Raw genomic sequence first — 19,232 nt, 5'->3', positions numbered from 1 at the left:
CAAGGAGACATACCATGCAGGAAAAACCGGTTATGCAGGAGAGAATGGGAAATCCCGCCCTCGTCCTGCCCGAGGCCATGCAGGCGCTCGCTGCCCTCAGCAAAGTGCCGACCGAGACCGGCCTTTCACTGAGGCTGCTTGAACTCGTCAATCTGCGCGCCAGCCAGATCAACGGCTGCAGCGTCTGCGTCGACGGTCATCCTCGCATCGCAAAGAAACTTGGCGAGACGGATGAAAGGCTCTTTGCCGTCAGCGCCTGGCGCGACTCGCCCTATTTCAGCGACGCCGAACGCGCAGCCCTTTCGCTGACCGAGGCGGTGACCCGCGTCAGCGACCGCGCCGACCCGGTGCCTGACGATATCTGGGACGAGGCGACCCGGCATTATGACGGAAGGAGCCTTGCGGCACTCGTCATCGCCATCGCCAATATCAATTTCTGGAACCGGCTGAACATCGCCACCCGCCAGATCGCCGGCGCCTGGAAGCCGTAAACAGCAATTGCCGGCAGCGCGTCACCCCACGCTGCCGGCAAATCTATTCAGTTTAGACGCTCAGATGATGCCGCCGCCGCCGGCAGCGGAGGCCGGGCGCTCGGCAGCCACCTTCTTGCGGTAGCCGCTGGCGCGATAGGCGGCGATCGGTTCGATCGCGCCGCCGGCCCGGCGCCGGGCTTCGGCGAGGATCGGCTCGACATCGGCGCGATAGGCGCGCTTCAAGGTTTCCGACGCCATCAACGCATCATTGTCGTCCTGGTAGGCAGACAGCGCCTTGCGGTCGACGATCAGCGCCTGCGCATAGGCGCGGCGGATTTCGTTGGCGCTGTTGATCAGGCTCTCGATCGGGTCGGTGACATTGTGTGACTGATCGATCATATGAGCCGGGTTGAAGTCGTTGACGCCACGCTGCTCGGCATCGACCAGCTCATTGAAGACGAGGAACAGCCGGTAGGGATCGATCGCGCCGGCATCGAGATCGTCATCGCCATATTTGGAATCGTTAAAGTGGAAGCCGCCGAGCTTGCCGAACTGGATCAGCCGGGCGACGATCATCTCGATATTGGTGTTCGGTGCATGGTGGCCGAGATCGACGAGGCAATGGGCCTTCGGGCCGAGCGTCTGGGCGATAAGGTAATTGGTGCCCCAATCCTGGACGATCGTCGAATAGAAGGCCGGCTCATACATCTTGTGCTCGGAGAACAGCTTCCAATCGTCGGGCAGCGCTTTGTAAATGTCAGCCATCGAGGCGAGGTAACGTTCGAAAGCCTTGGTGAAATTGCTCTGGCCGGGGAAGTTCGAGCCGTCGCCGATCCAGACCGTCAGTGCCTTGGAGCCAAGCGCCTGTCCGATCTCGATGCATTCGAGATTGTGCTCGACCGCCTGCGCCCGCGTTGCCGCATCGGTATGGCTGAGCGAACCATATTTGTAGGAATGGGCCTGGCCCGGCGCATCGGAAAAGGTGTTCGAATTCATCGCATCAAAGCCGAGGCCGAGCGCATTGCCCCTGGCCTTCAATTCGCTCACATCCGCCTTGTCCCAGGGAATATGCAGCGAGACGTTCGGAGTCGCCTGCGTCAGCTGGTTGATGACGGCGCAATCGTCGAGCTTGTCGAAGATGCCGCGCGGCTCGCCGGTGCCGGGAAAGCGGGCAAACCGCGTGCCGCCGGTGCCGACACCCCAAGAGGGAACGGCGACGAAGAATTCCGCCACCCTGCGGGTAACCGCTTCGATATCGATGCCGCGGCGGTCGAGGTTCGCACCCAGCGCCTCGTAATCGGCTTTCAGTGCGGTTGCCCGCTTGTCGTTATCAGTTGCGACCAGATCCTGCGCGATCCTGAACTCGGCCATTTCTACCTCCCACATTTGTAATTGTTCCCCTTCTCCCCAGCGGGGAGAAGGTGGCCCGAAGGGTCGGATAAGGGGCGACACGGCATGACGCCCATAGTTCTTCGCTTCCCGCTCAGAACACGCAACGCTTCGCTCAGCGTCCCCCTCATCTGCCTGCCGGCATCTTCTCCCCGCTGGGGAGAAGAGACCAAGCCTTACCGCGTAAAACTCTGTACGTTGCCGGCATCGACGTTGATAATGTTGCCGGTCGATTTCGCCGAAAGGTCCGAGGCCAGGAAGTAGATCGCCTCGGCGATATCCTCCGGAAACACGTTCAGTTTTAGCATCGAACGCTTGCGGTAATGTTCCTCGAGATCGTCAACCTCGATCTTGGAGGAGGCGGCGCGCTGTTCGCGCCATTCGCCGCTCCAGATCTTCGAACCACGCAGCACCGCATCCGGGTTGACGGTGTTGACGCGGATGCCGGCATCGGCACCTTCCAGCGCCAAGCAACGGGCGAGATGGATTTCGGCAGCCTTTGCGGCGCAATAGGCAGACGCATTCGGCGAGGCGGCAAGGCCGTTTTTCGAGGCGACGAAGACGATGTTGCCGCCGAGCGCCTGACGGCGGAACAGGCGGAAGGCTTCGCGCGAAACCAGGAAATAGCCGGTCGCGAGAATATCGATATTGCGGTTCCACGTCGCAAGCTCGGTGGCTTCGATCGGCGCAGACGAGGCAATGCCGGCATTCGAGACGAGAATATCGATGCCGCCGAATTCGATGCAGGCTTCCGTGAAGGAGGCGATCACCGCATCTTCCTTGGTGACGTCGAGGCGAACGCTGCGCACCGCATCGGCGCCAAACTTCTCGACGAAATCGGCTTCGGTGCCCTCAAGCGCCGCCTGGTCGATATCGGCAAGCACCACGCAAGCGCCCTCGCCGACGAGACGTGCGGCCGTCGCCCGGCCGATACCGCCGGCGCCACCGGTGACGAAGGCCACCCGGCCGGCAAGGCTCTTCGGCTTCGGCATGCGCTGCAGCTTGGCCTCTTCGAGCAACCAGTATTCGATATCGAAGGCTTCCTGTTCCGGCAGGCCCTGATATTCCGAGACCGTCGAGGCACCGCGCATGACGTTGATGGCGTTGACGTAGAATTCGCTGGCAATGCGGGCCGTCGCCTTGTCGCGGGCAAAGGACAGCATGCCGACGCCGGGAACGAGGAAGATGACCGGATTGGCGTCGCGCATGGCGGGCGAATTGTCATGCTTGCAGTCGTTATAATAGCGGGCGTAGTCGGCGCGGTAATCCTCCAGCGCCTGGTCGAGGCCGGCCACGATCGCTTCGACATCCGGCTTTTCAGGGTCGAAATCGACGATCAGCGGGCGGATCTTGGTGCGAAGGAAATGGTCCGGGCAACTGGTGCCAAGCGCGCCGAGCGGGCGCAGGTCCCGGGAATTGACGAATTCCAGCACGGCGTCCTGATCGTCGAAATGTCCGAGCTTGCGCTCCTGCTTGCCGATGCGACCGCGGATTTCCGGCATCAGCCGGGCGGCGATGGCGCGGCGCTCGGAGACGGCCAGGGTCTGGGCGACGGCACCGCCGAAAATCGTCTTGCCCTCGGTCTTTTCGGCAAACCAGACGATAGCCTTGTTGATGATATCGAGGGTCAGCTCGTAGCAGGCCTTGGCATCATCAGCCCAGGTGAACAGGCCGTGGCTTTCGAGCACGACACCCTTGGAATTCGGGTTGGCGGCGACGAAAGCGCCAAGGTCGAGGCCGAGCTGGAAGCCCGGGCGACGCCATGGCAGCCAGCCGATCTCGTCACCGAAGATCTGCTGCGTCAATTCTCTGGAATTCTTCGAGGCGGCAATCGCGATGATCGCATCGGGATGCATGTGGTCGACATGGGTGAAAGGCACGAAACCGTGCAGCGGCGTGTCGATCGAGGCGGCGCGGCCATTCAGGTTGAAGGTGCAGTGCGGCAGGAAACCGACCATGCGGTCTTCGTCTTCGACACCCTTGTAGATGCCTTTCAGCGATTCCAGCTTGTCCTGGTAGAGGGTGGCGAAACCGTCGAGCTTGATCGTGCCGACGTCGCCGCCCGAGCCCTTGACCCAGAGAACCTTCGCCTTGCCGCCGGTCAGCGGGTCGGTTTCCATCACCTTCGCCGAGGTGTTGCCGCCGCCGTAATTGGTGATGCGCTTGTCGGCGCCGAGCAGGTTGGAGCGATAGAGCAGCTTGCCGGGCTCATCAAGGCCTGCCGCATAAGCATCATCCCACCGGTTATCCAGAAGCCGGACGTTCGCCGCCATATCATCCTCCCATATAGGCTCGTGAGGCGCCGCGATCAGCGGGCCCTTTCGCTCACGGTATCGCGCATCAAAAGTGCGCTTGTCAATCGAAAACGATCATAATCGATTATGCTGCATCGCAATATGAAAATTTATGATCGTTTGTGATTGACAGGCATTAACGGATGCGAAATAAATATGACCAGAGGAGGAGCCCCATGCATGAACGCGAACGCCACCGCATTATCTTAAGCGCCGTTCAGGAAAAGTCCGTCGTGACGATCCAGGACATTTCCGAGCTGACGGAAGCTTCTGAAGCGACAATCCGGCGCGACATTGCGGCTCTTCATGTGCAGGGCAAGATCCGCCGCGTCCGCGGTGGTGCGGAGGCTGTGCATCCGCCGCAGCTCGGCAATCTTGCCGGCCGGCCCTTCCGGGTGTCAGAATCAGTCAACATCGATAAAAAACGTGCAATTGCCCGCGCAGCCGTCGAACTCTGCGAAGCCGGCGACGCCATCATTATCAATGGCGGCACGACCACCTTCCAGATGGTGCATTACATGGCCGGCCATCGCTTGCAGGTCATGACCAATTCTTTCGCGATCGCCGAACATCTGGTGAAGCATTCCAAAAACACGGTGACGGTGCCGGGCGGCGCGATCTATCGCGAGCAAAGCCTGATCCTGTCGCCTTTCGACAATGACGCGATCCGCAATTTTTATGCGCGGCGCATGTTCATCGGCGCCCAAGGCGTCGGCCCGCTTGGCATCATGGAGGCGGATGCGCTCATCATTCAGAGTGAGCAGAAGCTGATGCACCAGGCCGACGAACTCGTCGTCATGGCCGATTCAAGCAAATTCAATCGCCGGTCGAGCCTCATTCTCTGCGCGCTCGACCGCGTTTCTGTGATCATCACTGATGACGCGATTTCGGACGAGGCAGCTCGCATGGTCGAGAATGCCGGCGTCCGGCTCGTTGTCGCCAGCCCGGTGGCCCAGGGTGTGAGGGAGGATTCCTCGTCGGTCGCATGAGGCGCCGCCGAGGTGTGGAAGTCTAATCTTTAAGGGAGGAAAGTACATGAAACTCGCAAAGACACTTGCGCTCAGTGTAGCGCTCGCCGTCGCCATGATGGCCGGCACTGCAAGCGCCAAGGACATCAAGATCGGCCTGGTCGTGAAGTCGCTCGGCAACGGCTTCTTCGACGCCGCCAACAAGGGCGCCCAAGAAGCCGCCAAGGAACTCGGCGGCGTTGAGGTCATCTACACCGGTCCGACGTCGACGACGGCCGAAGGCCAAATCGAAGTCATCAACTCGCTGATCGCCCAGGGAGTCGACGCCATCGCCGTCTCGGCCAACGATCCCGATGCGCTCGTTCCGGCGCTGAAGAAGGCTGCTCAGCGCGGCATCAAGGTCATTTCCTGGGATTCCGGCGTCGCGCCGGAAGGCCGTATCCTGCAGCTGAACCCGTCGTCCAACGAGCTGATCGGCAAGATGTGCCTGACGCTCGTCAAGGACCACCTCGACGGCGGCAAGGGTGACTTCGCCATCCTGTCGGCAACGACCACCTCGACCAACCAGAACATCTGGATCGACCAGATGAAGAAGCAGCTCAAGGATTTCCCGGGCCTCAACCTCGTCACTACGGTTTACGGCGACGACCTCTCGGACAAGTCCTATCGTGAAGCCGAAGGCCTGCTGAAGTCGAACCCGAACGTCAAGGTCATCGTCGCTCCGACGACGGTCGGCGTTCTCGCCGCCTCCAAGGTCGTCGAAGACAAGGGCCTTGTCGGCAAGGTCTACGTCACCGGTCTCGGCCTGCCGTCCGAAATGGCCGGCGCGATCAAGTCGGGCGCCACCAAGGAATTCGCCATCTGGAACCCGATCGACCTCGGCTATTCCGCAGCCCAGATCGCCTATCACCTCGTCAAGGGTGACGCCGACGGCAAGCCGGGCAGCGAAATCACCGCCGGCCGCATGGGCAAGATCAAGATCGGCGACAACGGCGAAGCCGCCATGGCTGATCCCTTCGTCTACAATGCCTCGAACATCGACCAGTTCTCCAAGGTCTTCTGATCCAGAGCAAACACAGAAAAACCCGGCGGCCTTCAAGCCGCCGGGATTTCCCATTCGACACTGGTAGAAATCTGATGAACGCCGCCTTTCAACAAACCGCCACGGACAGCAAAACCGGCGATGCGCCCGCCATTCTGGAAATGCGCGGCATCTCCCAGATCTTTCCGGGCGTGAAGGCGCTCGACAATGTCAGCATCGCGCTCCACCCCGGCACGGTGACGGCGCTGATCGGCGAAAACGGCGCCGGCAAATCGACGCTCGTCAAGATCCTGACCGGCATCTACCGGCCGAACGAAGGCGAGATTTTGGTCGACGGCCGGCCAGTGACCTTTGCCAGCGCCCAGGCGGCGATCGATGCCGGCGTCACCGCCATCCATCAGGAAACCGTGCTTTTCGACGAGCTGACGGTTGCTGAAAACATCTTCCTCGGCCACGCGCCGCGCACGCGCCTTCGCACCATCGACTGGCGGGCGATGAACAGCCGCTCGAAGGCGCTGCTCATCGCGCTCGAAAGCAATATCGACCCGACGATCCGGCTCAAAGACCTCTCCATTGCGCAGCGCCACCTGGTGGCGATCGCCCGCGCTCTGTCGATCGAGGCCCGCATCGTCATCATGGACGAGCCGACGGCCGCTCTTTCCCGCAAGGAGATCGACGATCTCTTCCGCATCGTCCGGAGCCTGAAGGAACAGGGCAAGGCGATCCTCTTCATCAGCCACAAATTCGACGAGGTTTACGAAATCGCCGATGATTTCGTCGTCTTCCGCGACGGCCGCGCCATCGGCCAGGGCCGGCTCAAGGAAACGCCGCAGGACGAGATCGTCCGGATGATGGTCGGCCGCGACGTCGAGAACGCCTTTCCGAAGATCGATGTCGCTATCGGCGGCCCGGTTCTGGAGATCCGCAACTACAGCCATCGCACTGAATTCCGCGACATTTCCTTCACCCTGCGCAAGGGCGAGATTCTCGGCATATACGGTCTGATCGGCGCCGGCCGCTCGGAGCTGTCGCAATCGTTGTTCGGCATCACCAGGCCGCTCTCCGGCACGATGATGCTCGAAGGCCGCGAGGTCTCGATCCATTCGCCGCAGGACGCGATCCGGGCCGGCATCGTCTACGTGCCGGAGGAGCGCGGCCGCCACGGGTTGGCGCTGCCGATGCCGATCTTCCAGAACATGACGCTGCCCTCGCTCGCCCGCACCTCGCGCCGCGGCTTCCTGAGAGCGGCAGAAGAATTCGCGCTGGCGCGCAAATATGCCGAGCGGCTGGATCTGCGTGCCGCCGCCCTTTCCGTGCCGGTCGGCACGCTGTCGGGCGGCAATCAGCAGAAGGTGGTCATCGGCAAGTGGCTGGCGACGTCGCCGAAGGTCATTATCCTCGACGAACCGACCAAGGGCATCGACATCGGCTCGAAGGCCGCCGTGCACGGCTTTATCAGCGAACTCGCCGCCGAAGGCCTGTCGATCATCATGGTCTCGTCGGAACTGCCCGAGATCATCGGCATGTCGGACCGCGTTCTGGTGATGAAGGAAGGCCTGGCGGCCGGGATTTTCGAACGCGCCGAGCTGACGCCGGAAGCGCTGGTGCGCGCCGCCACCGGCAATGCATGAGGCCCACAATGCATAAGGCAAGAGCATGGCAAGACTGATCAGAAAACGCGAAACCCTGCTGTTCCTCATCATTGTGGTGATGATTGCGATCTTTTCGACGCGGGCTGCGGATTTCTCAACGCCGGACAATCTCGCCGGCATTTTCAACGATACCTCGATCCTGATCATCCTGGCGCTGGCGCAGATGACGGTCATCCTGACGAAGTCGATCGACCTGTCGGTTGCCGCTAACCTCGCCTTCACCGGCATGGCGATCGCGATGATGAATGCCGCCTATCCCGATCTGCCGCTCGTCGTACTGATCCTTGCGGCGATCGTCATCGGCGCCTGTCTCGGCGCCATCAACGGCTTTCTCGTCTGGGCGCTGGAAATCCCGCCGATCGTCGTCACACTCGGCACGCTGACCATCTATCGCGGCATGGCCTTCGTGCTCTCGGGCGGGGCGTGGGTCAATGCCCACCAGATGACGCCGGTCTTCCTGTCGGTGCCGCGCACGCCGATCCTCGGCCTGCCCGTCCTCGGCTGGGTCGGCATCATCATCGTACTGTTGATGTATGTGCTGCTCAGATATACCCAGTTCGGCCGCTCGGCCTATGCAACCGGCGGCAATCCGACCGCGGCCGTCTATGCCGGCATCGATACCGGCTGGACCAAATTCCTCGCCTTCGTCCTGTCAGGCGCGCTCGCCGGGCTTTCAAGCTATCTCTGGGTGTCGCGCTATGCCGTCGCCTATGTCGATATCGCAAGCGGTTTTGAGCTCGACAGCGTCGCGGCCTGCGTCATCGGCGGCATCTCGATTGCCGGCGGCGTCGGCTCGGTCGCCGGCACCGTGCTCGGCGCACTCTTCCTCGGCGTCATCAAGAACGCGCTGCCGGTCATCGGCATTTCACCCTTCACCCAGATGGCGATCTCCGGAACCGTCATCATTCTCGCCGTCGCCTTCAACGCCAGGCGCGAGCGCAACCGCGGCCGCATCATCCTGCGCGACCGCGCCGCAGCCGAGATCAGAACGGAGGCCGCAGCATGAGCACCGTGCCCACACGCGAAAAGCGGGTCATCCCCGATCGTCTCGGCACGCCCTTCCGCCGCATCGCCGCCAGCTGGGAAGTGCTGCTCTTTGCCGTCGCGATCCTGATCTTCATCTTCAATTCCCTGGCTTCGCCCTATTTCCTCGACGCCTGGAACCTTTCGGACGCCACCTTCAACTTCACAGAAAAGGCAATGATCGCCTTTGCCATGGCGCTGCTCGTCATATCGGGCGAGATCGACCTCTCGGTCGCCGCGATTATCGCGCTCGCCTCGACGGCGATGGGGGCGGCAGCGCAAGCCGGCATCGGCACACCGGGCCTGGTTCTGATCGGCATCGGCACCGGCCTTGCCTGCGGCACCTTTAACGGCGTGCTGGTCTCGGTACTGAAACTGCCGTCGATCGTCGTCACCATCGGCACGATGAGCCTTTTCCGCGGCATTTCCTATATCGTGCTTGGCGACCAAGCCTATGGCAAATACCCCGCCGACTTCGCCTATTTCGGCCAGGGCTACGTCGTCTGGGTATTCTCCTTCGAATTCGTGCTGTTCTTCGTGCTGGCGATCCTGTTCGCCATCCTGCTGCACGCGACGAATTTCGGCCGGCAGGTCTATGCGATCGGCAACAATGATTTCGCTGCCCGCTTCTCCGGCATCCCGGTCGAGCGCGTCAAATTCATCCTTTTCCTGCTAACCGGCGTCATTAGCGGTGTCGCCTCCATCTGCCTCACCTCACGGCTCGGCTCGACCCGGCCGTCGATCGCCCAAGGCTGGGAGCTCGAAGTCGTCACCATGGTCGTGCTCGGCGGCATCTCGATCCTCGGCGGCTCCGGCACGATCGGCGGCGTCGTCATCGCCGCCTTCGTCATGGGCCTCGTCACCTTCGGCCTTGGCCTGTTGAACGTGCCCGGCATCGTCATGTCGATCTTCATCGGCCTGCTTTTGATCATTACCATCGCCATCCCGATCATCGCCCGCCGCGTCAAGCTCATGAGCTCCCGATGACCAGAGAAAAACACGCCTTCAAGATGCAGCTCAATCCCGGCATGGAAGCCGAATACCGCAAGCGACATGACGAAATCTGGCCGGAATTGGTCGATCTCCTGCATAGGTCGGGCGCCAGCGACTATTCCATCCATCTTGACCGCGAGACCAACACGCTGTTTGGCGTGTTGACGCGGCCCGCCGATCACACCATGGCAAGCCTGCCGGAGCATCCGGTCATGAAGAAATGGTGGGCGCACATGGCCGATATCATGGCGACCAACCCGGACAATTCGCCGGTGCAAAGCGACCTCGTCACGCTCTTCCATATGCCATGAACGCCACCTCCTATCGCCGCATCGCCGTACTCGACATCGGCAAGACCAATGCCAAGGTCGTCGTGCTCGACAGCGAAACCGGCGCCGAGATCGCCGTCCTGAAGCGCCCGAACATCGCGATCAAAACCGGTCCCTACCCGCATTACGACATTGAGGCGCTTTGGTCCTTTGCGCTCGATGCGCTGAAGAGGCTTGCGGGGGAAACGGGTTTCGATGCCATCTCGGTCACCACCCATGGCGCCGCCGCCGCGCTGCTTGGCGGGGACGGCACGCTCGCCATGCCTGTGATCGACTACGAACACGAATATCCGCAGGAAATTCGTGATGCCTATACGGCCTTGCGTCCCGCCTTCGACGAAACCTTCTCCCCACGCCTCGCGATGGGCCTCAATATCGGCGCGCAGCTGCACCATCAGAAGACCGCCTTTCCCGAGGAATTCGCCAGGGTGGCCACCATCCTCACCTATGCGCAATATTGGACGGCGCGGCTGACCGGTATCGCCGCCAATGAGCTGACCTCGCTCGGCTGCCATACCGACCTCTGGAACCCGAAGGCCGGCGACTATTCCTCGCTGGTCGACAGGCTCGGCATTCGCGCGCTGATGGCGCCGATCCGCTCCGCCTTCGATGCGCTCGGCCCGGTCCTGCCCGAGATCGCCACCGAGCTCGGCCTTGCAGCACCCGTGCCGGTCTATTGCGGCATTCACGATTCCAATGCCTCGCTGCTGCCGCATCTGGTCCATCGGGAAGCACCCTTCGCCGTCGTCTCCACAGGCACCTGGGTCATCAATTTCGGCGTCGGCGGCGACCTCGATCATCTCGATCAAAAACGCGACGCGCTCGCCAATGTCGATGCCTATGGCCGGGCCGTTCCCTCCTCGCGTTTCATGGGCGGGCGGGAATTCGAAATCCTTTCGGCCGAGATCGGTCCTGTCGACGAAAAGGCGGCCCAGGCGGCGATCGGCCCTGTCATCGGTAAAGGCATGATGCTGTTGCCCAATATCGGCCCCGGTTCCGGGCCGTTTCCGGGAAAGGTGAGCCGCTGGATCGGCGCCGAGCAGGCAAGCCGCGAGGAGCGTTATGCCACGGCCTGCCTCTATCTCGCTTTGATGACCGATGCCTGCCTCGGGCTGATTGGCGCCAAAGGCCCCGTCATCGTCGAAGGGCCTTTTGCCCTGAACGAGACCTATCTCAAGTTGCTTGCCGCCCTTACCGGCCGCGAGGTCATGGCCGTTCCTGGTACAACCGGCACCAGCCAGGGCGCGGCCCTCCTCACCGGCATCCGGCCGTTATCGGGTGCCGAGACGCATGTTCCGCCGACCGAGATCCCAGGGCTCTCGGCGTATCGCGATCACTGGTACGCGGCGATGGAATAAGAGTCTTTCCAAATACGGCCCAAGAACGGTCTTGCTCGCCCCTGCCTTGCGGTTAGTGTGCCCCTCGAAAACCAAGTCGAGGAGACAGCATGACAGAGACATTCGATCCGCGCGGGCTCGCAGTCAGGTTTCACAGCCTGCGCCAAGCCGGCAGGCAGGAGGAAACCGGCAGTTTCACCCTGCCGGCCGATCTGCATCAGGCGATGGAAGCGCAGAATTTCCTTGCCGCCGCAGATGGCATCTCCAGCAATGCCTGGAAAGTGACGGTCTCGCCGCAGGGCCAGGCGGTTACTGCTCCCCTGCATCCCTATGCCGAGGCTGCCGCCGGCGCCAGCATCCCCTGGTATCCGGGCCTGAAATTCGAGACCGAGATCGCCGTCCGTCTCGGCAAGGACCTGCCGATCCGCCCGGGTGCTCCCTACAGCCGCGCCGACGTGGTCGAAGCGATCTCCGCTGCCTATCTCGGCGCCGAACTGCTGGTCAGCGCCCTCAGGGAAAGCGGCGGCGTTTCCTTCCTGCTGTTCGTCGCCGACCGGCTCGGCAATAGCGGTTATGTGCTCGGCCCGAAGCTCGAAAAAAGCTTTGTCGACAAAGCCGGTGGCACGCCGCTCAAGGTCACCCATGCCGGCCGCACGATCTATGATGGCCCGGCGCAGCATCCGAAGGGCGACGTTCTCACCTGGCTCGTCGATTACGCCAATGATGGCTTGCGCCCAGAGACATCGCTGAAGGCAGGCGCGCTGATCACGACCGGCACGTTGAGCGGCGCGGTCGAACTGACCGAACCCGGCGAGATCGATATCCTGTTCGGCGACAGCAGGCTAAGTTTCTCGGTGTCGAAGTGTTGATTTGAAGCCGACGGGAGGATGTCACCGCATCCGGTCGGCGCGCGGAACCGTGTCGGACAGAAAGCATAAGTTGACAATTCAGGTTAAGTTTTGCAGGGAAAGGGAGGGCTTGCCCTCTCGAACCCGTGCGACACCGAACCCGGAGCAGACCATGCCTTCGCCTTTCCTTGACCTGTCGGGAGTCGATTATGCCATCGGGCCGAAATCCATCTTGCATGGCATCGACCTGACGCTCGAGCAGGGCCGCATCTACGGTCTGGTGGGGCCGAACGGTTCCGGCAAGAGCACGCTTTTGAAGATCATCGCCCGCCAGGTCGCGCCGAAATCCGGCGCCATCGCCTTCAACGGCAAACGGGCGGGCGATTGGGGCGCCCGGGAATTTGCCCGGCACGTCGCCTACATGCCGCAATTCACGCCGGCGACCGATGGGATGACCGTACGCGAACTCGTGGCGCTTGGCCGTTTTCCCTGGCACGGCACGCTCGGCCGCTTTACCGCCAGCGATCGCAACAAGGTCGAGGAGGCGATTGTCCGCACCGAGCTCGAGAATTTTGCCGACCGTCTCGTCGCCAACATGTCCGGCGGCGAGCGTCAGCGCGCCTGGATCGCCATGATGCTTGCACAGGACGCCCGCTGCCTGCTGTTGGACGAGCCGACGTCGGCGCTCGATCTTGCCCATCAGGCAAGCGTCCTTTCACTGGTGCAGGAACTCAGCCATGAGCGCGGGCTGACCGTGATCATCGTGCTACACGACATCAATCTCGCTGCACGCTATTGCGACGCGATCGTCGCGCTCAACTGCGGCCGGATCACCGCCGAAGGCACGCCTACTGAGATCATGCAGGCTGACAAGCTGCAGTCGATTTTCGGTGTCGGCATGGGTGTCTTTCCGCATCCGGTGCGCAACGAGCCGGTCAGCTATCTCCTGTAGTATCGTTTACGGCTTCTCGCGGAACATCTCGATGATGGCGGAAAAATCCCGTCCACCGTTGCCCTGCTTTTCGAAGAGCGCAAAAAGCTGGGCCGCTTCGGCACCCATCGGCGTTGACGCGCCGCTCGCCAGCGCCGCCTCCTGCGACAGTCTCAGATCCTTCAGCATCAGGGCCGCGGCAAAACCCGGCTTGTAGTCGTTGTTCGCCGGCGAGGTCGGCACCGGCCCGGGCACCGGGCAATAGGTATTGATCGACCAGCACTGGCCGGATGAGGTCGAAGCGACGTCGAACAGCGCCTGATGCGAGAGGCCGAGTTTTTCGGCGAGCACGAAGGCCTCGCAGACGCCGACCATCGAGATGCCGAGGATCATGTTGTTGCAGATTTTCGCCGCCTGGCCGGCACCGGCCTCGCCGCAATGGACGATCTTCTTGCCCATCGCCTCGAGAATGGGTTTCGCCTTGGCGAAGGCCTCGTCCGAGCCGCCCGCCATGAAGGTCAGGGTGCCGGCGGTCGCACCGCCGGTGCCGCCGGAGACGGGCGCGTCGAGCGAAAGGCAGCTTGCGGCCTTGGCCATCTCATGCGCCTTGCGGCTGCTCTCGACATCGATCGTCGAGCAATCGATGACCAGCGTTCCTTGAGCCGCCGTCTGCAGGATATCGGTCCAGGCCGTCAGCACGTGCCTGCCCTGAGGCAGCATTGTGATGACGATCTCGGCGTCCTTGACCGCCTGGCTGGCATGGCTTGCCGGTTTGACGCCGCTCTCTTCGGCCGCCTTCAGCACCGAGGCCGCAAGATCGAAACCGAGGACCTCGTGACCCGATTTGACGAGATTGGCCGCCATCGGCCCGCCCATATTGCCAAGCCCGATGAATGCGATCCTTGCCATGGTCTTCTCCTATCGATTGTCTTCGAGGATCATCGCCGCTGCCTTTTCGGCGATCATGATCGTCGGCGAATTGGTGTTGCCCGAGGTGATCGACGGCATCACCGAGGCGTCGGCGATCCTGAGCTTGCCGAGCGCCCGCAGTTTCAGCCGGGGATCGACGACGCTGTCCCGGTCGGCGCCCATGCGGCAGGTGCCGACAGGATGAAAGATCGTCGTACCGATTTCGCCCGCCGCCCGCTCCAGATCGGCCTCGGTCTGGTAGCTCGGCCCCGGCTTGAATTCCTCCGGCTTGAATCGTGCGAACGAGGGCTGCGCGACGATCCTGCGCGTCAACCGTATTGAACGGACAGCTATGTCACGATCGCGTTGCGTCGAGAGGTATTTCGGGCTGATCGTCGGCTGGGCGGCGAAATCCGGGCTCGACAGATGCACCGAACCGCGGCTTTCCGGCCTTAGATTGCAGACGCTCGCGGTGATCGCCGGGAAGGGATGGACGGGATCGCCGAACTTCTCCAGCGATACCGGCTGAACGTGATACTGAAGATCCGGCGTTTCCCGGTCCGGCCCCGAGCGGGTGAAGATGCCGAGCTGGCTCGGCGCCATCGCCATCGGCCCGGAGCGGCGGATGAGGTATTCGAGCCCGATCGCCGCCTTGCCGATCAGCTTCGTCGCCTTCTCGTTCAGCGTCGGGACGCCCGTCACCTTGTAGGCCAGACGCAGTTGCAGATGGTCCTGCAGGTTCTCGCCGACACCCTTCACCTCAGTGACGACATCGACGCCCGCCTGCCGGAGAACCTCACCCTTGCCGATGCCGGACAATTCCAGGATATGCGGCGAGCCGATCGACCCGGCTGACAAAATGGTCTCCTTTGCCGCATAAGCACGTTGCGGCTCGCCGCGATGCTGGAATTCGACGCCGGCAACGACGCCCTCCTCGACCAGCAGCCGCCGAACCTGCGCCTTGGTCAGCACGGTCAGGTTAGAACGTCGCATCGCCGGGCGCAGGAAGGCCTTCGAGGTGTTCCAGCGAATGCCGGAACGCTGGTTGACGTCGAAATAGCCGGAACCTTCGTTGCTGCCGCGGTTGAAATCTGCGGTCTCCGGAATGCCTGCCTCCTTCGCCGCCTGCTGGAAAGCGTCGAGCACGGCCCAGCGCACCCGCGCCTTCTCGATCCGCCATTCGCCGCCAGCGCCGTGCATCTCGTCTTCGCCGCGATAAAAATCCTCGGACTTGCGGAAGAAGGGCAGGACATCGTCCCAACCCCAACCGCTGCAGCCCATCTGCCGCCAGAGATCGTAATCACGCGCCTGGCCGCGCATATAGATCATGCCGTTGATCGAAGAGGAGCCGCCGAGCACCTTGCCGCGCGGATAGCTCAGCGCCCGGCCGTTCAACCCGGCTTCAGGCGCCGTGGTGAAACACCAGTCGGTACGCGGATTGTTGATGCAATAGAGATAACCGACAGGAATGTGGATCCAGTGGTAATTGTCGCTGCCGCCGGCTTCGAGCAGCAGCACCCGGCTCCTGCCATCGGCTGACAGCCGGTTGGCGAGCACACAGCCGGCGCTGCCTGCCCCGATGATAATATAGTCGTAATGATCCATGTGCCCCACACGAAACCTCAGATGCCTGCCGCTTCCCTCTCCCCGCGGGACGGGAAGAGGTTCGCCCGCTCAGCGGCGATAGACGAATCCCAGTTTGCGCCCCAGCCGCGAGGCGTAGAATTCGCCGATAATGCCGCGACGAAAGATCAGCACGCAGACCATGAAGACGATGCCGGTGATGATCGTCACCGGAAATTCCGAGGTAGCGAGGTAGTTTTCCAACGCCACCACCAGCCCGGCGCCGAAGAGCGGGCCGACCAGCGTGCCGATGCCGCCAAGCAGCGTCATCAGGATTACTTCGCCCGACATCTGCCAGGCGACGTCGGTGAGCGTCGCAAACTGGAAGACGATCGATTTTACCGCGCCCGCAAGCCCGGCAAGGGCTGCCGACATGACGAAGGCGCCGAGCTTGTAACGCGCGACGGAATAGCCGAGCGAGACAGCCCGATTCTCGTTCTCGCGGATTGATTTCAGGATCATGCCGAAGGGCGAGTTGATGAAACGCCAGATGATCAGCACGCCGATGATGAACACCGCCAGCACGAAATAATACATGTTGGTCGAGCTGTTCAGATCGATGAAGCCGAAGAGATGGCCGCGCGGCACCGATTGGATGCCGTCCTCGCCTTCGGTGAATTTTGCCTGCAGGCAGAAAAAGAAGAACATCTGCGACAGCGCCAGCGTGATCATCGCGAAATAAATCCCCTGGCGGCGGATGGCGAAGAAGCCCATCACCAACCCGAGAAACGCCGCACCCGCCACCCCGATCAGAATGCCGAGCTCCGGCGGCAGCCCCCATTCCTTCACCGTATAGGCGGTGAAATAGGCGGCCCCGCCAAAGAAGGTGGCATGGCCGAAGGACAGCAGGCCGGTATAACCGAGCAGCAGGTTGAAGGCGCAGGCAAACAGCGCGAAGCACAGCAGCTTCATCAGGAAGATCGGATAGAAGAAGAACGGCGCGAGCAGCAGGAGCAAAAGCCCAATGGCGAGGAAGCCCGCCTGCACCGAAAGGGCGGTTCGGCTTTTTTCCGTTTGAATGGTGTCGGTGATGTCGGTCATGTCAGGCATCCCGGCCGAAGAGGCCCGCAGGCCTGATGAGAAGCACGATCGCCATGATGACGAAGATGACGATGTTGGAAGCCTCGGGATAAAAGACCTTGGTCAGGCCCTCGGCGATGCCGAGCACATAACCGGTGATGATCGCGCCCATGATCGATCCCATGCCGCCGACGACCACCACGGCGAAGACGACGATGATCATGTTCGAGCCCATCAGCGGCGAGACCTGGTAGATCGGCGCGGCCAGCACGCCGGCAAAGGCGGCGAGGCCGGCGCCGAGCGCGTAGGTGAGCGTCAGCAGCACCGGCACGTTGACGCCAAAGACCTGCACCAGTGTCGCGTTTTCGGTGGCGGCGCGGAGATAGGCGCCGAGCTTGGTCTTCTCGATCAGCAGCCATGTGCCGAGGCAGACGACGAGCGAGACGACGACCACCCAGCCGCGATAGATCGGCAGGAACATGAAGCCGAGATTGGCACCGCCTGCCAGTGCGGCCGGCGTCGCATAGGGCTGGCCGGACGAGCCATAGAGATAACGGAAGGTGCCCTCGACCGCGAGCGCCAGCCCGAAAGTGAAGAGCAGGCCGTAGAGCGGATCGAGATCGTAGAGCCGCCGCAGGAACAGCCGCTCGATGATCGCACCGGCAAGGCCGACGATGACAGGCGCCAGGATCAGCGACGGCCAGTAGCCGATGCCGGCATAGGTCAGCAGCAGATAGGCGACGAAGGCGCCGAGCATGTACTGCGCGCCATGGGCGAAGTTGATCACCCTGAGCAAGCCGAAGATGATGGCAAGGCCGAGGCTGAGCAGCGCATAGAACGAGCCGTTGATCAGGCCGATCAACAGCTGGCCGAGCAACGCCTGCAGGGGAATGCCGAAGATCATCGTCATCTGGTCATACTCCCAGAACCTTGTGCAGCGTATCCATGCGCTGCGGCAGTTCGCCGACCGGGAATTCCGACACCATCTGCCCATGATCCATCAGATAGAAGCGATCGGCAATACGGCTGGCGAAACGGAAGTTCTGCTCGACCAGCAGGATCGTCATGCCGCGTCCTTTCAGGGTCTGCAGCACCTCGCCGATACGCTGGACGATGACGGGGGCAAGTCCCTCCGTCGGTTCGTCGAGAATAAGCAACCTGACGCCGGTGCGCAGTATCCGGGCGATCGCCAGCATCTGCTGTTCGCCGCCGGAAAGTTTAGTGCCGGGGCTGCTGCGGCGTTCGTAGAGATTGGGGAAGAGTTCGTAGATCTCGTCAAGCGTCATGCCGCCCTTCGCCACGACCGGCGGCAGCAGCAGGTTTTCCGAGACCGTCAGCGTCGAGAAGATGCCGCGCTCCTCCGGCACGAAGCCGATGCCGCGGTGGGCCGTCCTGTGCAGCGGCACCTGCATCATGTCGCTGCCGGCAAAGCTGATCCTGCCCTTGCGGGACCGCACGATGCCGGTGATGGTGCGCAATGTCGTCGTCTTGCCGACGCCGTTGCGGCCGAGAATGGTGATCGTCTCGCCTTCGGCCACTCGCATGTCGACACCGTGCAGGACGTGGCTTTCGCCGTACCAGGCGTTCAGTCCCTGGACTTCGAGGAGAGCGACCATCAATGCTCCTCCGTGCCCATATAGGCGACGCGCACGCGCTCGTCCTGGCTGACTGTGGCGTAGTCGCCCTCGGCGAGGATTTCGCCGCGCTGCAGCACGGTGACATGCTGGCAGATATTGGCGACGACGGAGAGATTGTGCTCGACCATCAGCACCGCCCGGTCGCGGGCGACGTCGCGGATGATGGATGAGACGACGGCGACATCCTCAAGCCCCATGCCGGCCATCGGTTCGTCGAGCAGCAGCACCTTGGGATCGAGCGCCAGCGTGGTGGCGATCTCCAGCACCCGCTTGCGGCCATAGGAGAGATCGGCGGCGATCTGATCGCGCTCCTTGGAAAGCCCGACGCTGGCAAGCAGTTGCTCGGCGCGCGCGTTCAGCCGGTCGAGCGCCGAGAGCGGCCGCCAGAACTGGGTGGAAAGATTGTTCGGCCGCTGCAGCGCCACGCGCACATTGTCGAGAACGCTCAAGTGCGGGAAGACCGCCGAGATCTGGAAGGAGCGTACCAGTCCCATGCGCGCCACCTTGTCAGGCGGCGTCTTGGTGATATCGGTGCCCATCAGCGTGATCGTGCCCGATGTCGGCTGCAGGAACTTGGTCAGCAGGTTGAACACCGTCGTCTTGCCGGCGCCGTTTGGGCCGATCAGCGCATGCACGCTCGCATCATGCACGTCGAGATCGACGTTCTTGACGGCCGTGAAGCCACCGAAATCGCGGCGCAGGCCGCGGGCGGACAATACCACCCGCGGCTTTTCCTGCGTTTCAATTGCGGAAACCGCCATTGC

General features: G+C 62.3%; 18 protein-coding genes. 10 read left to right on the top strand and 8 right to left on the bottom strand.

The genetic code is table 11. From position 1 onward, the window contains the following. Nucleotides 1–32: 32 nt before the first annotated feature. A complete protein-coding gene (locus HJB84_RS08315; protein ID WP_221115724.1) occupies nucleotides 33–491 on the top strand; it encodes a carboxymuconolactone decarboxylase family protein in 459 nt (152 codons plus the stop codon). Nucleotides 492–551: 60 nt separating this feature from the next. On the opposite strand, the gene rhaI is transcribed toward HJB84_RS08315, so the two are convergent. Next, nucleotides 552–1,844 (bottom strand): L-rhamnose catabolism isomerase, encoded by a 1,293-nt coding sequence (gene rhaI, locus HJB84_RS08310; RefSeq protein WP_221115687.1) that lies wholly within the window; start codon nucleotides 1,842–1,844, stop codon nucleotides 552–554. Between the two features lie 194 nt (nucleotides 1,845–2,038). Further along, entirely contained in the window at nucleotides 2,039–4,135 is a 2,097-nt protein-coding gene (locus HJB84_RS08305) for a bifunctional rhamnulose-1-phosphate aldolase/short-chain dehydrogenase (protein ID WP_221115686.1), read from the bottom strand. A 197-nt stretch (nucleotides 4,136–4,332) separates the two neighbouring features. On the opposite strand from HJB84_RS08305, the gene HJB84_RS08300 reads away from it, so the two are divergent. The 9 genes from HJB84_RS08300 (at nucleotide 4,333) to HJB84_RS08260 (ending at nucleotide 13,300) form a co-directional block, all read left to right on the top strand. Continuing rightward, on the top strand, nucleotides 4,333–5,145 hold the full coding sequence (locus HJB84_RS08300) for a DeoR/GlpR family DNA-binding transcription regulator (protein WP_207585610.1): 813 nt from the start codon (nucleotides 4,333–4,335) through the stop codon (nucleotides 5,143–5,145). A gap of 46 nt (nucleotides 5,146–5,191) precedes the next feature. Continuing rightward, nucleotides 5,192–6,187, top strand: coding sequence for a rhamnose ABC transporter substrate-binding protein (gene rhaS / locus HJB84_RS08295; protein WP_007627590.1), 996 nt, complete (start codon nucleotides 5,192–5,194; stop codon nucleotides 6,185–6,187). 74 nt (nucleotides 6,188–6,261) lie between these two features. After that, nucleotides 6,262–7,797, top strand: a complete 1,536-nt coding sequence (locus tag HJB84_RS08290; protein WP_221115685.1) for a sugar ABC transporter ATP-binding protein — start codon at nucleotides 6,262–6,264, stop codon at nucleotides 7,795–7,797. A 25-nt stretch (nucleotides 7,798–7,822) separates the two neighbouring features. Further along, entirely contained in the window at nucleotides 7,823–8,824 is a 1,002-nt protein-coding gene (locus HJB84_RS08285) for an ABC transporter permease (protein ID WP_221115684.1), read from the top strand. Then, a complete protein-coding gene (locus HJB84_RS08280; RefSeq protein ID WP_221115683.1) occupies nucleotides 8,821–9,828 on the top strand; it encodes an ABC transporter permease in 1,008 nt (335 codons plus the stop codon). Before HJB84_RS08285 ends, HJB84_RS08280 begins: the two co-directional genes overlap by 4 nt. After that, nucleotides 9,825–10,145, top strand: a complete 321-nt coding sequence (gene rhaM, locus HJB84_RS08275) for an L-rhamnose mutarotase (protein ID WP_207585605.1) — start codon at nucleotides 9,825–9,827, stop codon at nucleotides 10,143–10,145. The genes HJB84_RS08280 and rhaM overlap by 4 nt, the downstream gene beginning before the upstream one ends. Continuing rightward, nucleotides 10,142–11,521: an FGGY-family carbohydrate kinase gene (locus HJB84_RS08270; protein ID WP_221115682.1), complete on the top strand. Its 1,380-nt coding sequence runs from the start codon at nucleotides 10,142–10,144 to the stop codon at nucleotides 11,519–11,521. Before rhaM ends, HJB84_RS08270 begins: the two co-directional genes overlap by 4 nt. A gap of 89 nt (nucleotides 11,522–11,610) precedes the next feature. Next, nucleotides 11,611–12,369: a fumarylacetoacetate hydrolase family protein gene (locus HJB84_RS08265; RefSeq protein WP_221115681.1), complete on the top strand. Its 759-nt coding sequence runs from the start codon at nucleotides 11,611–11,613 to the stop codon at nucleotides 12,367–12,369. A 151-nt stretch (nucleotides 12,370–12,520) separates the two neighbouring features. Continuing rightward, on the top strand, nucleotides 12,521–13,300 hold the full coding sequence (locus HJB84_RS08260) for an ABC transporter ATP-binding protein (RefSeq protein WP_221115680.1): 780 nt from the start codon (nucleotides 12,521–12,523) through the stop codon (nucleotides 13,298–13,300). A gap of 6 nt (nucleotides 13,301–13,306) precedes the next feature. Here HJB84_RS08260 and mmsB read toward each other — a convergent pair whose 3' ends face one another. The 6 genes from mmsB to HJB84_RS08230 all read right to left on the bottom strand — a co-directional run bounded on the left by mmsB (nucleotide 13,307) and on the right by HJB84_RS08230 (nucleotide 19,229). Further along, nucleotides 13,307–14,188: a 3-hydroxyisobutyrate dehydrogenase gene (gene mmsB / locus HJB84_RS08255; RefSeq protein WP_221115679.1), complete on the bottom strand. Its 882-nt coding sequence runs from the start codon at nucleotides 14,186–14,188 to the stop codon at nucleotides 13,307–13,309. A gap of 9 nt (nucleotides 14,189–14,197) precedes the next feature. Beyond that, nucleotides 14,198–15,793 (bottom strand): GMC family oxidoreductase, encoded by a 1,596-nt coding sequence (locus HJB84_RS08250; RefSeq protein ID WP_221115723.1) that lies wholly within the window; start codon nucleotides 15,791–15,793, stop codon nucleotides 14,198–14,200. 69 nt (nucleotides 15,794–15,862) lie between these two features. Further along, on the bottom strand, nucleotides 15,863–16,852 hold the full coding sequence (locus tag HJB84_RS08245) for a branched-chain amino acid ABC transporter permease (RefSeq protein WP_221115678.1): 990 nt from the start codon (nucleotides 16,850–16,852) through the stop codon (nucleotides 15,863–15,865). Between the two features lies 1 nt (nucleotide 16,853). Further along, nucleotides 16,854–17,741: a branched-chain amino acid ABC transporter permease gene (locus HJB84_RS08240; protein WP_221115677.1), complete on the bottom strand. Its 888-nt coding sequence runs from the start codon at nucleotides 17,739–17,741 to the stop codon at nucleotides 16,854–16,856. 4 nt (nucleotides 17,742–17,745) lie between these two features. Further along, nucleotides 17,746–18,447, bottom strand: a complete 702-nt coding sequence (locus HJB84_RS08235) for an ABC transporter ATP-binding protein (RefSeq protein WP_207585598.1) — start codon at nucleotides 18,445–18,447, stop codon at nucleotides 17,746–17,748. Continuing rightward, complete coding sequence (locus HJB84_RS08230) at nucleotides 18,447–19,229, bottom strand: ABC transporter ATP-binding protein (RefSeq protein WP_221115676.1); 783 nt, start codon at nucleotides 19,227–19,229, stop codon at nucleotides 18,447–18,449. Before HJB84_RS08230 ends, HJB84_RS08235 begins: the two co-directional genes overlap by 1 nt. Between the last annotated feature and the right edge of the window lie 3 nt (nucleotides 19,230–19,232).

The sequence above is a fragment of the Rhizobium sp. NZLR1b genome (genome assembly GCF_019685155.1).
Taxonomy (GTDB): Bacteria; Pseudomonadota; Alphaproteobacteria; order Rhizobiales; family Rhizobiaceae; genus Rhizobium.
Note: the sequence above shows the minus strand (reverse complement) of the source record. Positions and strands in the feature narration are given on the sequence as shown.

What these genes read in the sequence shown, in the direction of transcription:
- HJB84_RS08315 (WP_221115724.1), top strand. Translation starts at nt 33, where the DNA reads ATGCAGGAGAGAATGGGAAATCCCGCCCTCGTCCTGCCCGAGGCCATG.
- rhaI (WP_221115687.1), bottom strand. Translation starts at nt 1,844, where the DNA reads ATGGCCGAGTTCAGGATCGCGCAGGATCTGGTCGCAACTGATAACGAC.
- HJB84_RS08305 (WP_221115686.1), bottom strand. Translation starts at nt 4,135, where the DNA reads ATGGCGGCGAACGTCCGGCTTCTGGATAACCGGTGGGATGATGCTTAT.
- HJB84_RS08300 (WP_207585610.1), top strand. Translation starts at nt 4,333, where the DNA reads ATGCATGAACGCGAACGCCACCGCATTATCTTAAGCGCCGTTCAGGAA.
- rhaS (WP_007627590.1), top strand. Translation starts at nt 5,192, where the DNA reads ATGAAACTCGCAAAGACACTTGCGCTCAGTGTAGCGCTCGCCGTCGCC.
- HJB84_RS08290 (WP_221115685.1), top strand. Translation starts at nt 6,262, where the DNA reads ATGAACGCCGCCTTTCAACAAACCGCCACGGACAGCAAAACCGGCGAT.
- HJB84_RS08285 (WP_221115684.1), top strand. Translation starts at nt 7,823, where the DNA reads ATGGCAAGACTGATCAGAAAACGCGAAACCCTGCTGTTCCTCATCATT.
- HJB84_RS08280 (WP_221115683.1), top strand. Translation starts at nt 8,821, where the DNA reads ATGAGCACCGTGCCCACACGCGAAAAGCGGGTCATCCCCGATCGTCTC.
- rhaM (WP_207585605.1), top strand. Translation starts at nt 9,825, where the DNA reads ATGACCAGAGAAAAACACGCCTTCAAGATGCAGCTCAATCCCGGCATG.
- HJB84_RS08270 (WP_221115682.1), top strand. Translation starts at nt 10,142, where the DNA reads ATGAACGCCACCTCCTATCGCCGCATCGCCGTACTCGACATCGGCAAG.
- HJB84_RS08265 (WP_221115681.1), top strand. Translation starts at nt 11,611, where the DNA reads ATGACAGAGACATTCGATCCGCGCGGGCTCGCAGTCAGGTTTCACAGC.
- HJB84_RS08260 (WP_221115680.1), top strand. Translation starts at nt 12,521, where the DNA reads ATGCCTTCGCCTTTCCTTGACCTGTCGGGAGTCGATTATGCCATCGGG.
- mmsB (WP_221115679.1), bottom strand. Translation starts at nt 14,188, where the DNA reads ATGGCAAGGATCGCATTCATCGGGCTTGGCAATATGGGCGGGCCGATG.
- HJB84_RS08250 (WP_221115723.1), bottom strand. Translation starts at nt 15,793, where the DNA reads ATGGATCATTACGACTATATTATCATCGGGGCAGGCAGCGCCGGCTGT.
- HJB84_RS08245 (WP_221115678.1), bottom strand. Translation starts at nt 16,852, where the DNA reads ATGACCGACATCACCGACACCATTCAAACGGAAAAAAGCCGAACCGCC.
- HJB84_RS08240 (WP_221115677.1), bottom strand. Translation starts at nt 17,741, where the DNA reads ATGACGATGATCTTCGGCATTCCCCTGCAGGCGTTGCTCGGCCAGCTG.
- HJB84_RS08235 (WP_207585598.1), bottom strand. Translation starts at nt 18,447, where the DNA reads ATGGTCGCTCTCCTCGAAGTCCAGGGACTGAACGCCTGGTACGGCGAA.
- HJB84_RS08230 (WP_221115676.1), bottom strand. Translation starts at nt 19,229, where the DNA reads ATGGCGGTTTCCGCAATTGAAACGCAGGAAAAGCCGCGGGTGGTATTG.